The 19,364-nt window shown below is 32.4% G+C and carries 10 protein-coding genes; 8 read left to right on the plus strand and 2 right to left on the minus strand.

What is annotated here, in order from left to right:
• Positions 1-46 precede the first annotated feature (46 nt).
• Positions 47-1,519, minus strand: coding sequence for a hypothetical protein (locus LDM93_RS01115; protein ID WP_223890081.1), 1,473 nt, complete (start codon positions 1,517-1,519; stop codon positions 47-49).
• Between the two features lie 303 nt (positions 1,520-1,822).
• Between LDM93_RS01115 and LDM93_RS01120 the strand changes: the two genes are divergently transcribed.
• The 4 genes from LDM93_RS01120 to LDM93_RS01135 all read left to right on the plus strand — a co-directional run bounded on the left by LDM93_RS01120 (position 1,823) and on the right by LDM93_RS01135 (position 11,012).
• On the plus strand, positions 1,823-4,999 hold the full coding sequence (locus LDM93_RS01120; protein ID WP_223890083.1) for a helicase-related protein: 3,177 nt from the start codon (positions 1,823-1,825) through the stop codon (positions 4,997-4,999).
• A 1-nt stretch (position 5,000) separates the two neighbouring features.
• Complete coding sequence (locus LDM93_RS01125; protein ID WP_223890085.1) at positions 5,001-8,474, plus strand: Eco57I restriction-modification methylase domain-containing protein; 3,474 nt, start codon at positions 5,001-5,003, stop codon at positions 8,472-8,474.
• Positions 8,475-10,334 (plus strand): AAA family ATPase, encoded by a 1,860-nt coding sequence (locus LDM93_RS01130; protein ID WP_223890087.1) that lies wholly within the window; start codon positions 8,475-8,477, stop codon positions 10,332-10,334. It begins immediately after the preceding gene.
• A gap of 459 nt (positions 10,335-10,793) precedes the next feature.
• On the plus strand, positions 10,794-11,012 hold the full coding sequence (locus LDM93_RS01135; RefSeq protein WP_223890088.1) for a hypothetical protein: 219 nt from the start codon (positions 10,794-10,796) through the stop codon (positions 11,010-11,012).
• A gap of 177 nt (positions 11,013-11,189) precedes the next feature.
• Here the strand turns inward: LDM93_RS01135 and LDM93_RS01140 are convergent, their stop codons facing one another.
• Positions 11,190-11,378: a hypothetical protein gene (locus LDM93_RS01140; protein WP_223890089.1), complete on the minus strand. Its 189-nt coding sequence runs from the start codon at positions 11,376-11,378 to the stop codon at positions 11,190-11,192.
• A 128-nt stretch (positions 11,379-11,506) separates the two neighbouring features.
• On the opposite strand from LDM93_RS01140, the gene LDM93_RS01145 reads away from it, so the two are divergent.
• The 4 genes from LDM93_RS01145 (at position 11,507) to LDM93_RS01160 (ending at position 19,363) form a co-directional block, all read left to right on the plus strand.
• Positions 11,507-12,403 (plus strand): GIY-YIG nuclease family protein, encoded by an 897-nt coding sequence (locus LDM93_RS01145; RefSeq protein ID WP_223890090.1) that lies wholly within the window; start codon positions 11,507-11,509, stop codon positions 12,401-12,403.
• A 356-nt stretch (positions 12,404-12,759) separates the two neighbouring features.
• Positions 12,760-13,950 (plus strand): exonuclease SbcCD subunit D C-terminal domain-containing protein, encoded by a 1,191-nt coding sequence (locus LDM93_RS01150; RefSeq protein ID WP_223890091.1) that lies wholly within the window; start codon positions 12,760-12,762, stop codon positions 13,948-13,950.
• Entirely contained in the window at positions 13,947-17,540 is a 3,594-nt protein-coding gene (locus LDM93_RS01155; protein WP_223890092.1) for an SbcC/MukB-like Walker B domain-containing protein, read from the plus strand. The genes LDM93_RS01150 and LDM93_RS01155 overlap by 4 nt, the downstream gene beginning before the upstream one ends.
• A gap of 35 nt (positions 17,541-17,575) precedes the next feature.
• Complete coding sequence (locus tag LDM93_RS01160) at positions 17,576-19,363, plus strand: DUF262 domain-containing protein (protein ID WP_223890093.1); 1,788 nt, start codon at positions 17,576-17,578, stop codon at positions 19,361-19,363.
• Position 19,364 lies beyond the last annotated feature (1 nt).

Raw genomic sequence — 19,364 nt, forward strand, 5'->3', positions numbered from 1 at the left:
CATAATGCATATTATGTGGTCATTTTGAATAAAATTTCAGGGGGAATCAAAGTTTTCTAATAGCATTCATAGCTTTATTAATGAAGTTGTTTTTTTCTTTTTTGAACGCAATATCTTTAAGTGTTTTTTCGACTATATCATCACTTGATTGTTCCTTGTCTCTATCGCCAAAGAATTTCACAAAAGTAGAAGATGAGGCACCTATTTGTTCCAAAAAGTTAGTAAGTGCTTTTAGGATTTCATTATTTGCATGTAAGTTAGGAGTTTTGTATTCTGTTTCTTCTTCTATTAGTGCTTTTGTAGCTTTCAGTATTTTATTTGCTTTCAATTCACTGTTACGTTCATTTATGATACCTTGTGCTTGATTTACAACTTCGATATTTTGTTCATTTATGCTTTGGAGTTCTTTATTTGTTTTTACTACTGACTCAATTTCTTCTTCAAGTTTAACTACTTTGAACTCTGACTTTTCCATTTCTGTCTGCATGTCAAAAATGATGTTTTCCAAGATAGCTTCAAGTTCAAGTTCTGCATTTGCATAACTTAACGCATTTGTTTTAATGCGGTCCTCTAATTTCTTTATTTGTGATTGAAGTATTAAATCTTGAGATCGTTTAATTTTTTCAGATTGTAGTTTGAGTCGTATTTTTTTTGCACGAGCTTTCCAGGCTTCTTCTGCCTCTGCCTTTTCTTTTTTTAAATCCTTGATTTCTTCTTTAAGCATTATTATGGTTGCTGTGTGTACTTTTTTAACATCATTGATAGCATCAGTTATTTGCTTCCGGTGCCAATGCGAACCACGCATAGTATTGCTACCTTCTTTACCTCTGTCCATATTTAATGCTTCGGCTGTGATAGTCTGAAGTTTTCGCATATCTTCTCTGGTAGTTCTTCCCTTACCTGTGTCCAAATCAAATGTAGAATATAGTACATGAGCATGCAAGTTTTCAAATTTTTGTAGTACGCTCATATTAAATTTTGTCTCAAAAGTTTTAGAGGTATACCAATGATTATCATCTTCATTATAAAAAATATCACGATTAGGTCTATGTGCTATGATATGCTCAGTTACTTCTTTATTGTTTTTATCATACCATTTGAAATTTATTGAATCATAGATATAATTTTCAACGTTCCACTCTTCTGCCTTTTTCCCAATCCATTCAACGAAAACACCTTCATCCTTATGAAGCGCAGCATCGAAAATTGTATACCCACCAAACGCCTTTTTTAGTGACGAAAATAGATTATGTATATCATCAATTTTTGTCTTATTCTTTATATTTATGGCTGCTTCTTTAATGAGGGCATCAAATTGACTTTTTTGCATATTCTGCTTAACCCTTTTCTTGTAACTTTCTTGAGCTTGAACAATAAAGTTTTGAATATTAATTCCACTACTATAATACTCATTATCGATCGAATTATTATCGAGTAAATAAGTTACTTTTTGTTTTCTCATCATGTGTTTAAGGCTATTTTTTGTTGCATTGATGGTATGAAAACTCGATTTGGCCATGATGATATTACCTTTCTTTTTCAGAAATATTTTTATTTGGTACGTAGAATAAGCCCAAATAGGGTGCTAATATGCATACTAGCACCCTATGAGTTTCTATATCTGTTGTACTATACAAAAATGGTAAGTGTAAAATCAAACAGGCAGGTTGTTTTCAGAAGAAAAATATAGAGGGTTAACTTTTATTTTAGAGCATAATTTGGGGATAGGGTTTAAAATACTGTTTTGATTAAATGTATTCTCCCTCAAAGTTCACTATGGTAAAATATCTATAACATATTTTATGCTAGTGGGGAAGACTTAGTGAGTTCAAAATTTTTTACAAATCGTGATAATAATACTTTAGAAAATCGTCTTAAAGATATACTTACTTATCATAAAAATATTACTCACTTAGAATTTCTAATAGGTTATTTCCGTATTAGTGGATTTACCAAAATAGCAACACTTTTAAGTGGTATTACAAATGGACGGATCTTAGTTGGCATCAACATTGATAAGTTAACTCTTGAAGCCAAAGAGGCTGGGGTAAAACTGAACCTCATGGATTATGAAAAAATGAGTGGTCGATTTGTTGAGGAACAGTTGCTTGAACTAAATAAAGAGTCTTATTCTCAAGAAGTTGATGAAAGTGTTATTCTCTTTGCTCAAATGTTAGCAGAAAAAAAGATTGAAATTCGTATCTCGCCAGAGAAGAATATACACTCTAAAATATATATTCTCAGAGAAGATGAGATTACAAGACATGATGGAACTGTAGAGTACAAAGGATCTGTTATTACAGGGTCTTCAAACTTGTCTGAAAATGGTCTTAGTAAAAACTTTGAATTCAATGTTGAACTTAGAGATAGTGATGATATAGGTTTTGCACTGGAAGAGTTCAATAACTTATGGGCAAGTGCTATTGAAATTACTGACAAAGATGTAGATAACATAAAAGCAAAATCTCACCTTAAAGATATAACACCATATGAACTTTACTTGAAATTTCTTATAGAACATTTTGATGATCGGATAGATTATGATCCAAATGTTGTTTGGAATCTTCCTAAAGGTTTTATGAAACTAGCATATCAGATAGATGCTGTTACAGAAGGACTTTCTAAAATCAAAAAACATAATGGATTTTTCTTAGCAGATGTTGTGGGGCTTGGTAAAACAGTGACAACAGCTATGGTTGTAAAAAAACTACTGTTTGATCTTCAAGGTGAGGTGCTTGTCATTGCGCCTCCTTCCATTCAAAAAGAATGGAAAGATACTTTTAAAAAGTTCGAGATAGGAACATTGAGAAATTACAATGTTGTATCACTGGGCGCATTAGAGAAAATACGAGATACAGAAAGGTACTCCTTAGTAATTATAGATGAATCCCATAAATTTAAAAACTATGCCACTAGTAGATATGCAGAGCTTGAACGTATTTGTAAAGAACAAGTAAAGTACAAAAAAAAGGTGATACTCATCTCTGCTACACCACTTAACAATAGACCTATGGATATAGCAAATCAGCTCTATTTGTTCCAAGATAAAAGAAACTCAACCATCCCTTCTCATCCAAACCTAGAGAGCTTTTTTGCTAAGGTAGATAAAGAATATAAAGAGATTATCGCTCCTGATAAAGATGGTAAGCCCATTGATAAAGAGAAGCTACAAGACCTTTCGTTGAGAGTAAGAGAATCCATATTACGTGAAGTAATGGTAAGACGTACACGTACAGATATACAAACACACCCTATGTATTCTGCAGACATAAAAGAGCAAGGTTTAACTATACCTAAGGTGGCACCTGTAGAAGAGGTAACATATAAGATGAATGATAGTCTTGTCAAAACTTTTTCTGATACGATAGAAATTTTGACAAGTGAATTGCAGTACGAACGATATAAAGTCTTAGGTTACATAAAACCAAAGTCTCGTAGTAAGTATGGAAAAGTTAGTGAAAACATTTTCGAAAGAGGTGCATTAGAGTTAGCAAACTTAATGAGAAATATGCTTGTAAAAAGATTTGAAAGTTCATTTCATGCTTTCAAGACAACACTACAGCGACAAGAGAGTCACCTAATAGGACTTATTAAAATGTTTGAAGATGATAGGATTCTTTTAGGATCTAAAATTAATATCTTTGATTTGCTTGAAGATGAGGAGAGTGCAGAAGAGAAGATAGAGACTATGTTTGAACAAGGTAAAGTTAAGATCTTCGAAGCTTCTGACTTTGAAGAGGGCTACAAAGAAAAACTTGAAAAAGAACTCATTATATTTGAACGACTTAACCAAATGTGGAGAGATGTGAAAGAAGACCCAAAACTTAATACCTTTAAGGAAGTATTGAAAAAGAGTAAAGGTAAAAAGATGGTTGTCTTTACTGAGTCTAAGCAAACAGCAATATACCTAGAGGAAAACTTAAAAGAATTTAAAGTTCTTTGTGTGCATGGGGGCAATAGAGATAAGCTTAAAGATACTATTAGTCAGAACTTTGATGCCAATTATGATGAGAAAAAGAAAAAAGATGATTATGATGTTATCATTACCACAGATACCCTTAGTGAAGGGGTTAACATGCATCGTAGTAACATCATTTATAACTATGACATACCTTGGAATGCAACAAGGCTTATGCAGCGTATAGGTCGTATTAATCGTATTGGTACAAAGCATCATATGATTTATGTAAATAACTTCATCCCTTCAGCTCAAAGTGATGTTCTCATAGAACTTTCTAAAAAGGCTTTTGTGAAGCTTCAAACTTTTCACTCTACCTTTGGAGAAGACAATCAAATCTATAGTAAAGATGAAGAAGTGGGTACAGTTACACTCTTTGAAGATGTAGTAGAAGACATAGATGAAGAACTTGATTTTCTTGAAGAGATAAGAGACTACAAAGAGGCAAATCCTAAGAAGTTTAAAGAGTTAGTAAAACTTCCTATGAAGATAAGAGTACAACGTAAAGATGACATAATACAAGATGCATCTTTTGTGTTCATCAAAAATGTTGAGGCAAAGAGTTACTACTATGTGGATGAACAACGATGTGAACCAGTTAGTTTCATAAAAATGGCAAAACACCTTAAAGTTTCACCTCGACTACAGGGCGTCATCCCTTTTAAGGCTTTCCACTATGAGCAAGTAAGAAAAGCTGTAGATCATTATGATGAAGAACTTGCAAAGATAGTCCAATCGGTAAGTAGAACTAAAGTAGATAATGCAACAGATAAAAAGGCTATACGTTTACTCAAGGGGTGGCTAGATAATGGCATGATAAATAGGGAAACGCATAATATATTCAAAAAAATTTTTGAAGATGGTAGGCTTCTTAACTTAGGTAAGAAGATCAAAGTACTTGCAGGTAAACCATCACATGAAGTAGTGGCTGAACTAGAGAAGCTTCAAGCAGAGTACAGTTTACAAGAAGTTGATAGCACTAAAACACGTATCAAACGAGAGATAGAAGTTATACTCTCAGAAACATTCACAAAGGCCTAAGATGGATTTAAAAGCATTTCTAAGTAGCAAGTACGATAGTGATACATTTGAGTCATTCATAAAAGAGCGCTTTTATGGACTTGACATTTATGATAGTGGCAATACAGATAACTTTTTAAGCGAAAGTGAAAAGAAAAGTATAGATGCCTATCGTTTTCTAGGTAAAGTGGAACTTGAAGATGGTAAAGAGATAGGCTTTTTTGAATTTAAATCTAAGTCAATACACATAGAAAATAAACGGGTAGGCTACAATGCCATACTTAAGAAACTAGCTTATGAAGAGTACTTAGATGGTGCCATAGCTTCATTTTATCATCCAGATGGCGATGTATGGAGACTTTCTTTTGTGGGCTTTGAGTATGATGAAGGTAAGGCTAGTGTAACGAACCTAAAGCGTTTTACCTATGTGCTAGGAGAGGGGATACCAACTAAGACACCTTTGGCTCAACTAAAAGACCTAAAGTACCCTAAAATAAATGAAATAGAAAAAGCCTTTAGTGTAGAAGCTCTTAATGATAGGTTTTTTAAAGACTACAAAATGTTATTCGAAGAAATAAATACTTACCTGATTAATAATAAGTATACCAATTTTAATAGTGATGCAGAAGATGTAAGAGCTTTTAGTAAAAAATTATTAGGAAGAATCACATTCTTATATTTTCTTCAGAAAAAAGGTTGGCTTGGGGTTAATGAAACTTGGGGAGATGGAGATAAAAACTTTTTACAAAAAACTTTTCAAAATATACCTAAAGATAAAAATTTTTATGAGTTGTATTTAAAAAACATCTTTTTTGAAGCGTTAAATTTAAAACGACCAAATGATAACTTCAAATTACTGAATTGCAAAATTCCATTTTTGAATGGTGGTCTGTTTGAATGTAAAAATACAGATAAAGAAATATTATTTATTGAAAATAATATTTTTGAAAATATCTTTGAAATTTTTTCTCATTACAACTTTACAATCATTGAGGATTTACCACACGACAGTGAAGTTGCCATTGACCCTGAAATGCTCGGTAAAGTATTTGAAAACTTACTAGAAGATAATTACCAAAGTTCCAAGGGAGCTTTTTATACACCACGAGAAATAGTTCATTATATGTGTAAGCAATCTATTTATGAATATATGATAAATGATTTCATAGATAATAAAGAAGCAATTTATAATCTCATTTTTAAAGATATTTCAGATGATGATTTCTTTAAAAATAGCAAAAATGCAATAGCCGTAGAAAATAAAATAAAATCCATAAAAATTCTTGATCCAGCTATCGGTTCTGGTGCTTTCCCAATGGGATTATTGAGTGAAATTATAGGTGTATTACAGAATTTAAATAAAACTATTGATACTGTTCAAGCAAAGATAGATATTATTGAAAATAGTATCTATGGAATCGATATAGATGCTTCTGCCGTTGAGATTGCCAAGCTTAGATTTTGGTTAAGTATTGTTGTTGATGAAGATGAACCAAAACCATTACCTAATCTTGATTTTAAAATTATGCAAGGCAATAGTCTACTTGAAACTATTAATGGTTTTGACCCACTAGAGGAAAATGAACAGAACAAAGGAAATGGTGCAAGGTTAAAAAGAATGAAGAAAAAATTTCATGACTTTTACAATGCATCTTCAAAAGAAGAAAAATCAATTGTTTTAAAAAGTATAGAAAAAGATGTAAATGAGATTTTCACAACTGCATTAAGAAAAAGACAAATTAAACGACAAAAAAATCTTGATGTAAATAATGATTTATTTACAACAAACTCAAAACTTTTAAAAGAAATTGAAGAGCAAAAACAAGAAATAGAATTAATTGATAAAGTTTTGAGTGACTATCAAAAAACAAAATCTACCAATGAATTGTTTTTATATAAAATATATTTTGCAGAAGTTTTAGATAATGGTGGCTTTGATATTGTTATTGGTAATCCACCATATTTACGGGTTCAAGGCATTGATAAGAAAGTATCAGAACAATATAAAAATATTTTTGATAGTGCAACTGGTAGTTATGATTTATACGTTTTATTTGCAGAACAAGGACTTTCCTTGCTATCTAATGAAGGAGTTTTAAACTTTATTATGCCTCATAAGTGGGTAAATGCAAGTTTTGGAAAAGGATTACGAGAGTTAAGTAGAAATACAATTCATAAGCTCATCTCTTTCGATGCTTATCAAGTCTTTAATGCTTCAACATATACTTCACTTGTATGGTTTAAAAATAAAAAGGATGACAGTTATTTAAAGTATGTAGAATTAAATAAAGATTTATATACAAATAAAGAGCTTGAGAATTACCTTTTTGGTTTAAAAGATGATGAATTTACCAATATTAATAATAATGATTTAACTTCTGAAAGTTGGATACTAACAAATAAACAGACATATGAAATTTTGGAAAAATTAAAAAAACAACCTTTAAGAATGAACAATATATTTGAAAAAATATTTACAGGACTGCAAACAAATAAAGATAGTATTTATTTTTTAAAAAATTGTAGATATGAAGATGATTTAATTATTGCTTTTTCTGATGAGCTACAAAAAGAGATAAGAATAGAGCAAGGGTTAGTAAAGCCACTTCTGAAAGGTGATGATATTCATAGATATGAAAAAATAACCACTGATAAGGTAGTAATATTCCCATATTATATAGAGAAAAAAGATGATAAAGATAAAGCTATTTTATATACAGAAGATGAAATAAGTATGAAGTTTCCAAATGGATATAAATATCTTAAAGAGTGTGAGTCTATTTTAAGGGATAGGGAAAAGGGAAGATTGAGAAATGATGATTATTGGTTTAGGTATATTTATCCAAAGAATTTAACTCGCTTTGATAAAGAAAAATTAATTCAACCAGATATTTCAATGGGTGGAAATTTTGCTTATGACGAAAATGGCAAATTTTACCAGACTACAACACTATATGGCTATGAAAAGTGTAGTAATATACAAGAGAGTTATAAATTTTTTATGGCAATTTTAAATTCTAAACTTTTATGGTGGTATCTAACACAAACTGGAACTACCTTGGCAAATGGATATTTTAGGTTTAAGCCTGATTATCTAAATCCTTTTCCAATGCCAAAGATTAATAATATAGAAGATACAGAGCCTTTTGAAGTTTTAGTTGATTATATTATGTGGCTAAAATCCCATAAAAATGATCCTATTAATAAGTATGTAGATAACGAACACATAGCCAAAGAGTTTGAATCAGTCATTGATGCTATGGTGTATGAACTCTACTTTAAAGAAGAGTTTCAAGAGAAAGGACTTGAATTTATATCTTTTGCTAAAAGGGATTTTGAGAGCATTGCAAACATAACAGATGTAAAAAAGATATCAGAAACAATTCATAAGGGGTATCAAGTACTTAGAGAACGGGAAAATGAGATACGAAATAATACACAGCTTATGAAAGTAAGACTTTCTGACATTATTTTACCAATTGAACGGAGTATATAAATGAGGATTAACAAACTTTTACTTCAAGATTTTAAATTTTTTCTTGGAAAAAATGAATTGGAATTTGGTGGGGAAAATGTATTGATTTATGGTGAAAATGGTAGTGGTAAGAGTTCTATCTATTGGGCTCTTTATACATTTTTACAAAGTTCAATTAAAGAAGATCATGAGATTAAAAAATATTTTGATGCAGGTGACCCACAAAACCTTATTAATAGATATGCTGAAAGCCCTGACCCTAAAATAGAACTGGAACTAATAGATAATGAAAAAAGAAAAACAGTTTATACAATTTCAAATGATTTAATTAATACAAATAGAGGTGATGATACACAAATAAAAGAAGCAAATCTTGCTAGTGATTTTATCAATTATAGACTACTTTCAAGAATATATGATTTTAGAAATTCTGAAGATATTGATTTGTTTAAAGTTTTTGAACAAGAAATATTAGATTATATTAGTTTGTCAACAATATTAAATGCGGGGGAAGAGTGGCAAGAGTTGAAAATAGGATTAGATCCTCATCCCAGAATGACTGATCAAACTTATAGAGACTTTCAAGATAAAATGAGCTTATTTAATAGGGAGTTAAAAGCTTATCTACTAGACATAATAGAAGATGCCAATAATTTTTTACAAAATGATTTTTCAGTGCCTATAAAATTGACTTGGAGTTATGATAATGCTACTTATAATGACTTCGTACGTGGAAGTACTAGAAGAAGAAATCAGAAAACATTACCTCCTATAATACATCTCAAAGCAAGGTTCCTTGATGAAAATATTAGAGATAAAGACATCCCAAAACCTCATACCTTTTTAAATGAAGCAAAGCTAACCGCTATAGCACTTTCTATACGTTTATCAATTTTAAAGAAAAGGCTTGTTGGAAATATTTTAAAAATCCTTGTCTTAGATGACCTTTTGTTAAGTCTTGATATGAACAATAGAGATATTGTAATAGATATAATGTTGGATCAATTTGATGATTATCAATTAATTATTTTGACACATGATAGAATATTTTTTGAATTAGTTCAGCATAAAATTAAAGTATCAGACCGGAGAAAATGGAAGAATATCGAAATGTATGAAGGTGTTACAGAAGATGTTATATATCCTTTTATTGTTGATTCAAGTACATATTTGAAAAAAGCTGAAAAATATTTCTATTTGAATGAATATGAAATATCTGGAAATTTTTTACGAAAAGAGGCAGAAAGTTTTTGTAAAGATTTTCTACCTAAAAGGTATCATTATACCTTAGAGTATGATACTTATAATTTAGCTAACTTAATTCAACAATGTGTAAAGTATGCAAAAGATGCCAATTTAGATGATACATTGTTTAAGAAACTTGATAGTTATCGGCAATTTGTTTTAAATTCAACTAGCCATGATAGCTATGATGTCCCAAAGTTTAAAAGTGAAATAATAGGTTGTCTAGATACCTTAAAGGAACTGAGAAAAATTAAAAATGAAACCTTTTTAAAAAAGGGAGAGATTTTAGAATTTGAAATTGTTGACGAGAATGGAAGTGATGTATATAAATTTGAAATCAAACTAGAAGATGACTTTAGGCTATTAAAAATAGGTGATGATGATACTGTTATTTCCAAAGGGATGATAAATTATTGGATAGAAAAGAATGGAGCGTATATAGGTAGTACTAGTGGAAGGAAAAAAGATTCGACACACCATGCAAATATAACATTAAAAAAACTTTATGAAGATACATATAAGTCATCCAATAAGGTAATGAATCCTGACTTTTGGGAAGAAATTATTATTCGAGAGACAGGGAAAAAATTAAAAGAGTATAAAATCAACAATCCTGATCCAATAGTTCAAGTTTAAGTCAGTCTAACACATATTACAAGACATACTGTTGGTAAATTAAACATGATAAAATACTAGAACTTAATATATGTGTCTCTCTTCAGTCTCTTAAAATTATATAGTGAAAAAACATTATTACCAGCTCTGGAATAAAAAGACCAGGTAGTAAATTTGTAAAAAAATGATCTGATATGGTACTAACATGTATTTTTACATGACCTATGTTTCTCTATATGATCAATACCTGAAATATCGAATCCACTATTTTCTAAAATAAAAAACTTCATTTAATATATCAATTACACCAAAGATATAAAAATTTAATATTTTTTATTAAATTTTTAAAACCTTCAAAAGAGGTCTAGGACTGTCTTTCAGAAGCAATTATGACTAATTGCATAAAAAGTCATAGAAAAACGACTATCTTTTACACTCCTCATAATAGTAAGATAAAAAATCAAAAAACTGGAGAAGACTATGAGCAACTATGAAAATGAAATAGAAGAAGAAATAAAGGTAATGTTAGCGAAGTTTGGCAAATCAATTTTGAATAAGAAGGACACTGCATTTTACTTGGATATCTCCACGATGACCCTTGATAGAATGAGGTTGGCAGGTGATATTCGCTCAATTAGGGTAGGAGGACAAGTGAAGTTCCGGGCTAAAGAAATTGCCCGCCTCATCGTAGAAGGCTAGGTATAGCTATGGCATGTATATTACAAAGTATGTCTTATCCATATAGGAAGAATCTAATTTTCAATGATAAAGTGTATATTCATTCAGGTATGATACTGACATGCAGTTGATTAGAGTCCGAACCTAAATTTTTATATTATACGCCTAACTACACTATGAAAACTTTCCCAAAATTTATTATTTTTCTAATAATTTCTCATTAGCCTTCTTATCTTCTAACTGTTGTTTGATATTATCAACAAACTCAACAGGTAAAGCCTCAAGTGTTCTGTATAGGAGGTGACGTTTTAGGTCAGGATTATTTTCCCAATTGTTCAGTGTTTTTCTATCTATCCCAAAATTTTCAATCATTTCTTTTTTTATCATAGGTCTAATTATCCTTTACTTGTAAAGAATTATTCCATAAATAAATAAATATACCCTTTTTTTAAGCTTTTATATGGAATAATTACATTTATAGGGATTTATGCTATACTAGAATGAAAGGAAGAATGATGAACCATGAAAACAGAGAGAGAAAGACACTTAAAAAACGTTTTGTACACTTTAAAGAGATAGCTATTAAGAAACACGGGGAAGGAAGATACGATTACACTTTTACAGAAGTGGACTATAAAAGAACAAGAGATAAAGTTCGTATTACTTGCAATGTATGCAATGATACATTTATGACATTTCCTCAATCACATACATCTTCTTCAGCAAGAAGAAATGGTGGATGCAAGAAGTGTTATACTTGCAGTGAAAAAATACGTAAACTTATTAGTAAACGTTGGGAAAAAAACAGATTGATGCGCATAAACGAATTCTTGGGGAGAATGGAACAAAGACATAAAGGATTATATCAGTATCCTCTCATACATCAAGAGTTTAAAAATGAGCATTCAAAGATAACAGTGTTATGTACAAAATGCAAGAATACTTTTAATCGAAATTGTAAATCTTTAAAAGATATAGATAGATATGCTGGGTGTGAAGAGTGTAATGCTGAGAGTATGATAAAAACGATAGCAGAAAAGAACAGTGCAAGACAGCTTCGAAATCATGCTATTAAGGATGTAGAACATCCATATGGTTTCATATACAGGATAACAAATAAAAAAAATGGAAAGTTCTATATAGGATATACCAATATGACTGCAGAGAGAAGATTTAAGGCACATAAAGATGAGAGCCGAAGATTAGCAAGGGGTCATAGAAAGTGTATAAGTTATCTTCACAATGCGATGAATTATCATGGTATAGAATCATTCGTATTGGATGTACTTGAATCCTTCAAAAAGATTACTCCAAGAGAGTTGGGTGAGATAGAAAAGGAGTATATCGCTGAGATGAATCCGGACTATAACTTAAGTGCTGGTGGAGAACTAGGAAGGAAACTTGTATCTTAGTTCCCCGCCCAGGGAAAAGATTATAAAAAGGAGATTCAACGTATGAAAAAAGTAATATGAATAGAGCTGGTACTAAGTGAACAAGGTCTATAGAAAGAAGTGGATTATTATGATGAAGGAGCGAGGAAGATGGTGCAATATCTTTTCAAGATAAAATATGACATAAATATTACAAGTAATGGGATATAATAGTTTAGTTGATGAGATTTAAAATGAAACTAAGCAGTTATTTTAGCTAAAGTTATAAAATGAGTAAATAATTTGAAAGAATTCCCCTAATTTAGCTCTGTGTCTGACACTTTTTTTATTAGAATTTTCATGATAAGACAAATTAAGTATTGTATAAAAAGGCACAGATGAAAATCTTACATACATCAGACTGGCATCTAGGTCAAAACTTTATGGGAAAAAGCCGTGAAGAAGAACATCATGCATTTCTTGCTTGGCTCCGAGAAACTATTGAAACTGAATCTGTTGATGTTCTTATTGTAGCAGGTGATATTTTCGATACAGGTACCCCACCGAATTATGCTCTAGAACTTTATTACAACTTTCTCAAGGAACTAGCTTCATCTCATTCATGTAAGAATATTATTATTACTGCAGGCAATCATGATTCCATAGCTACGCTCAAAGCACCTAAACAGCTTCTCAAAGCGCTCAATGTCCATGTTATTACAAGTGGCGATGAGAATGAAGATGAACTTATTCCTATCTACGATAAAGAAGATTTGCAAGGCATTGTCTGTGCTGTACCTTTTCTTCGAGACCATGTTGTTCGAAAGGCACAAAGTGGGCAAACAATGCAAGACAAAGAGCTTTCACTAAACGAAGGTATCAAAGAGCATTACAATGATGTCTTTGAACAGGCGAAAAGACTCCGAAGGGATTTGAAAGTACCTATTATTGCTACAGGACATCTAACTACGGTAGGGAGCAGAAGCAGTGAATCTGAACGTGACATCTATATTGGTGGTACTATAGATATTGGCGGTGATTTTTTGGGCAAAGACTTTGACTATGTAGCCTTAGGCCATTTACATATAAATCAGACTGTAGGTAGTGACCATGTTCGCTACAGTGGTTCACCTATACCACTTAGTTTTAGTGAGTCAAAGACTCAGAAAAAAATAAACATAGTCACCTTTACAGATAATGTTCTAAATGTTAAAGAAGTCAATATTCCACTACATAGACCTCTCTTACTTCTCAAAGGTGATGTCGCTTCGATTACAAAAGAACTAAATATGATAATAGATAAAAGTACATGGGTCGAAGTCCATCTAAGTGATAGTAATCCTTTTGCTTCGAATCAGGCCATACGTGAACTTGCAGAAGAGTTAGACTTAACGCTTCTTGCTGTAAAGATAGATAAATTAGAGCAGGCCCTTTATGCTGAAGACTTTGATGTTCTAAGTCTGGATGAGTTAACACCTTTAGAAGTTTTTAACCGTCGATTAGAGGTAGATGCTTTTGACGAAGAGGATCTAAAAGAAGACCTCATTAAAAACTTTAAAATTATCGTAGACGAAGTAGAAACATTATGAAGATATTACGTCTCAAATCAAAAAACATCAATTCGCTCAAGGGTGACATATCCATAGACTTCTACGAGCTATTAAAAGACAACGCTCTCTTTGCTATAACAGGTCCTACAGGTTCTGGTAAGAGTACTCTTTTAGATGTCATTACCTGTGCCTTATACGGACAAACACCGCGTCTTAAAAACCCCAGCGACTTAATGTCCAGACATAGTGGTGAAGCTTTTTGTGAAGTAGAGTTTGAGGTCAAAGGAAAAGTCTACCGTTCTTCATGGAGACAAAAAAGAGCACGTAACAAACACGATGGAAAACTGCAACCTGCCTCTATGGAACTTTCCGATGTTAAAGCCGAAGAAGTGATAGAGACAAAAGTAAGTCGAGTGCCTAAGTTCATAGAAGAACTTACTGGTTTAGACTTTGATCGATTTACTCAATCAATGATGCTAGCTCAAGGAAGTTTTGATGCCTTTTTAAAAGCTAAAGAGGGTGAACGATCCGCTCTTTTAGAAAAGATAACTGGCACAAAGATATATGCAGATATCTCAAAAAGAGTTTATGAAAAGTACAGTGAAGGCAAACAGGCTATCGAAATCGATGATAAGTTACTAGAAAACATTGAGTTTATGAATGAGGAAGTCTTAAAAGCGAAAACAGAGACCCTTGCTCAAAATAAAAAGCAAAAACTTGAAGATGATAAACACCTCAAGGAATTAAACCTAGCCTTACACTGGACCGACACACTGTCTAAATTAATCCTAGAGAGCGAAAAGTATCATCAAGGCTTTATCGAAATTAGCAAAGAAAAAGAGGATAAAAAAGAAGATTTTATCAAACTAGATTTGGCCAACAAAGCTTTAAATGTATCATCTCTTTATACTCAAAAATCAGGCCTAGAAAAAATAGTCCAAACAGATAGTACTTCTTTAGAGGTATTAGACAAAGAGCTTAAAATATTAGCTGCAGATATCGTCATAAGCAGTGAACTTTGTGAGCAGACTAAAATGCAAAGTACTCAAGCTAAAAGCACTTTCGACAGTGAAGTCCAAAAGCTAAAACTCGCCAGAGAGATCCAAACTCAAGAACAAGAAAACCAAAAAGCTACTACTGAGATACAAAAGACGATTGAGAGTAAAACAGCATCCGAAAAATTCCTCAAAGAGAGCCTTGAAAAAGTCAACGAAAATTTTAAAAATCTAAGCATAGAGATTGAAGCGAAAAACAACTACCTTCAGACAAATATTAAAGATGAAAAGCTCATAAGTAGTATGAGTCTCATCGAAGAGAATCTTAAAAAATTCACCCAAGAAGAGACTCGATTAACCTTACTGCTAAATGATAAAGCAAAAGTAGATGCCAGATTAAAACAAACACAAGAGTCAGAAAAAAGCTTTCAAGCAGAGCTGGAAACACTGTCTTTGACTTCAAAGAACAGCGAAACAGCCTATGTAGATATTGAAAAGAAAACTTCTGCCGATGTCACTGTAGAGCCACGTCTGCAAGCAGAACTAAAACAGATCGAGACACTACTTTATGAGCTAAAGATATATCATGAGCTATTAAAGAAAAAAGAGCAGGAGCAATTAGGCATCACACTTAATAGTGAAAAAGAGAAAAGCTTAACAGAAAGTGTAAAAAGTGCTACAGAAAATATCAAAGAGTTAAAAGCCCATATAGAGACACTTCGTATCAAAAAAGAGCAAGAACTCAAAATTAAAGCATACGAAGCAGATAGAGCCAATCTTGTAGAAGGCGAAGCCTGTTTTCTCTGTGGCTCTAGAGAACATCCCTTTGCTGAACACTCAGAAGCTATCTCTACAGATGAAACGACATCTCTGATCAAAGAAAAAGAGTCTCAACTGCTGCTCAAAGAAACAGAGCTCAGATCACACGAATCAGCTCGTTCAAGTATCAAAAATAAGATCGAAACTTCTACTTTAGAGATAGCTAAACTTGACAGATCTATTGCCACTATCACAGAGATCTTTAAAAACAGCTCTTTTGAGATAACCTCAAAAAGTAAAGCCAATCTCAAAGAGAAACAGACCTCTATCGAAGAGAGTCTAAGAGAGATAGTCAAAAGACGACAAGAGAAAGAGACATTATTAAAACAAAGAGATGCAGCAGCTCTTGCACTACGAACAAAAGAGAATGAGTTAAGTGCTATCAAGACAGAAACAGTCAAGCGCTTAGAACAGCTAAAACAGTTTCATGTCAATGAAAAAGCTTCTATAGTTGTTATTGAGAACTTAACAAAAGAGTTAACTACCCAGTGGAAAGAGTATGGGCTAGTCTTTGATAAAGAGAGAGTCTCTCTGCAGATAAAAGATCTGTTGGATAAAAGAGATGCTTACCTAGCCTGTAAAACAAGCTTAGAGACACTAGAAAAAGAGTTAGCGGGCTGTGGCATCAGTAAAGTAGAAAACGAGACAAAGATTGCCTCACTGACAGCAGAACTTTCGATAGACAATAAAAAGCTAAACGATCTTGCTGTGGACCTAACAGCCTTAATAGAAAAACGCATCTCTATACTCAATATCGTCAACCTCGATGCGCATGATAAAGAGATACATGAGACCTTTAAGATGATAGAGTCAAAAGTTCAGGCAGCCACTCAAAAGCTCCAAGAGCTAACAACTAAGAAGAGTGAAAAAGAGATACAGACAAAAGCACTCTCATCTAAGATTACCAAAGATAAAGAGACTCTAGATGCACTCGCTAAAGACTTCACAGTACAGTTAAAAGCCAATGGCTTTGATACGATAGAAGAATTGAACCAAGCTTCTATGGAAAACGAAGCACGACAAGCACTAGAGCTTTCATGTAAGACTATAAACGATAAGTTTAACGAGATAAAGACACTTCAAGAGGAGACTGTCAAACGTTTAGAAGAGCATAAAAAAACACCTCAAAGCGACAAGCCGATCGAGCTTTTGAAAGAAGAGCAAGAACTTTGTCAGAAAAAAGTTGATGATTTACAGCTTTCTATAGGTAGAGATGAAAAAGAGTTGGAACTTAACCGTGAAAACGAGACCAAACACAAAGACAAGATAGCCTCTCTAGAAAAGAAAAAAGAAGCCTTCAAAGTCTGGGCAAAGATGCAAGAACTCATCGGTTCAGCAGATGGAAAAAAGTTCGCCAAGTTTGCCCAAGGCATCACTCTCGATCAGCTCATAAGTCTAGCAAATCAACACCTAAACATCTTAAGCCAACGCTACACACTCGTACGAAGCCAAGAAGAGAAACAGCTCCTAGAGATCGAAGTCATAGATGCCTTTCAGGGTAATGTTATGCGTCCAGTCTCTACACTCTCAGGTGGGGAGAGCTTCATTGTGAGCTTGGCATTGGCTCTAGGGCTATCAGAGCTTGCCTCTCAAAAGATCTCTATCGATTCACTCTTTTTAGATGAAGGCTTTGGGAGTTTGGATGAAGAGAGTTTAGAGACTGCTTTAAATGCTTTAAACCTTTTACAAAGCTCTGGCAAGATGGTTGGAGTTATTTCGCATGTGGAGGCTCTAAAAGAGCGGATACCGTTGCAGATAAAGGTTGTGCCTAAGGGTGATGGGACGAGTTTTGTTGAGATTGGGGGAATCTTATAAATGGGTAATACTTTAAAAACAATTAAGGAAATTAAATGAATGATAATGGTGTAAAAAACAGAAATTTTGATAGTTTATTTAAGCATCCTGTTCAATTTGAAATTCCATTCTTTCAAAGAGGGTATGCATGGGAAAAGAAGAATTGGGATCAACTTTTTGATGATATCAAAGAGCAAATACTAGAAGATATGGAAAGTACAGAAGACTTTAATGAACATGATTATTTTTTTGGTCCGATAGTTGTACTAGAGAGAACCAACGCCGACCCAGAAATTAAAAAGTTCCTTGTTATTGATGGTCAGCAACGAATAACGACCATCTATCTATTGTTAGCTGCAATTAGAAAACAATTACATTCTAAAACTGAACTCTCTGAAAATGCAGCAGATCATTTTGCAGAATTGTCAAAATATATTATTAATGACGTTGATATTGGCAATGAAGATTATCGCCAAATAAAAGTATTTAGTACAAAAGGGGATCGACTACCCACATTTTTATCAATTTTTGATTCAAATCCTAATTCTCCTTTACTAGCGGCAGATCAACAGCTATATATTGCGTCACAAAATAAAATTGATAAATTTAATAAGTACTTACATAAAAAATTATCAAATGACTATCCTGATGTACCAAGCCTGTGGAAATTATCTCAAGCAATATTATTCGCATTAAAAATAGTATGGATTCCTTTAGATGACACAAAAGATGATCCTCAAGCTATTTTTGAAAGTTTAAATGATAAAGGTATGCCTTTATCAGCAGGCGAACTTTTATGTAACTATATGTTTAAGCCGATTATGGATGGGAAACAAGACCACGAACAATTGCATACGGATTATTGGCTAAGTACACGTAAATTACTTGAAAATGAACAACATTTTGAAGATTATTTAAGAGCACTATTTTCAATTGGACAGAAGAAGATGATTGGTAAAGGTAGACGTGTATATGTTTACTTCAAGAATAATCATAAAAAACTTACTGAAGAAGTGTCAGTTAAATATCTTAGAGATATTAAAGTCGGTGCCAATTTTTATAAGCAAATAACATCACCAATCGCTAATCCACACAAAAATTCTAAAATTAAATCTTCATTGTCAGCTATACAAGATACTAGAATGGAATCATCTGTACCATATATTTTGTCACTATTACTTGCATTAAATGATAATCTAATCGAAGAGGAAATAGTTGGAAAACTACTAAAACAATTACTTGTTTTACTGGTTAGACGTAAAATGAAAGAATTGCCTACTACAAAGTATGATGTTTTCTTTCCAGCACTAGGCTCTAAAGTAATTGGAATGGAAAATCCTATTCAAAAATTTCATGATGAAGTGAAAAATGAAGGGCTATGGATAAGTGATGATGACTTTAGAGATGGACTTATAAATAATGCATTGTACAGAAAAAGAGACTTGGCATTTTCAAGATTGATTTTACGGGAAATAGATAAATCTATGCAAGTGTATGGGCAACTACCTGATTATTCTACTCTACACACGATTGAGCACGTATTACCACAAAATTTGACTGATGAATGGAGATCATATCTGGGAGATGATGTTTTAAATGATAAGTTTACTATTGTAATTAATACGCTAGGTAACCTATGCTTTTTGAGTCAAAGTGCAAATAGCCATGCAGGACAAGATCCATTTACTTCCAAAGTAACTGATTACACGGATGTGACAGCTTTAACAAAAGATCTTAAACAACGAGTTGATAAGAATATACACTGGAACACTAAAGCAATTAATGATAGATCTGAAGAACTAGCAACAAAAGCTATTGAAATATGGAGTTGGACAATCATTTAAA

Source organism: Sulfurovum sp. TSL6, assembly GCF_019972115.1.
Classification (GTDB): Bacteria; Campylobacterota; Campylobacteria; order Campylobacterales; family Sulfurovaceae; genus Sulfurovum.

Coding starts and splice junctions, on each gene's coding strand:
- LDM93_RS01125 (WP_223890085.1), top strand. CDS start 5,001: ATGGATTTAAAAGCATTTCTAAGTAGCAAGTACGATAGTGATACATTT.
- LDM93_RS01150 (WP_223890091.1), top strand. CDS start 12,760: ATGAAAATCTTACATACATCAGACTGGCATCTAGGTCAAAACTTTATG.
- LDM93_RS01140 (WP_223890089.1), bottom strand. CDS start 11,378: ATGATAAAAAAAGAAATGATTGAAAATTTTGGGATAGATAGAAAAACA.
- LDM93_RS01115 (WP_223890081.1), bottom strand. CDS start 1,519: ATGGCCAAATCGAGTTTTCATACCATCAATGCAACAAAAAATAGCCTT.
- LDM93_RS01130 (WP_223890087.1), top strand. CDS start 8,475: ATGAGGATTAACAAACTTTTACTTCAAGATTTTAAATTTTTTCTTGGA.
- LDM93_RS01155 (WP_223890092.1), top strand. CDS start 13,947: ATGAAGATATTACGTCTCAAATCAAAAAACATCAATTCGCTCAAGGGT.
- LDM93_RS01145 (WP_223890090.1), top strand. CDS start 11,507: ATGAACCATGAAAACAGAGAGAGAAAGACACTTAAAAAACGTTTTGTA.
- LDM93_RS01160 (WP_223890093.1), top strand. CDS start 17,576: ATGAATGATAATGGTGTAAAAAACAGAAATTTTGATAGTTTATTTAAG.
- LDM93_RS01135 (WP_223890088.1), top strand. CDS start 10,794: ATGAGCAACTATGAAAATGAAATAGAAGAAGAAATAAAGGTAATGTTA.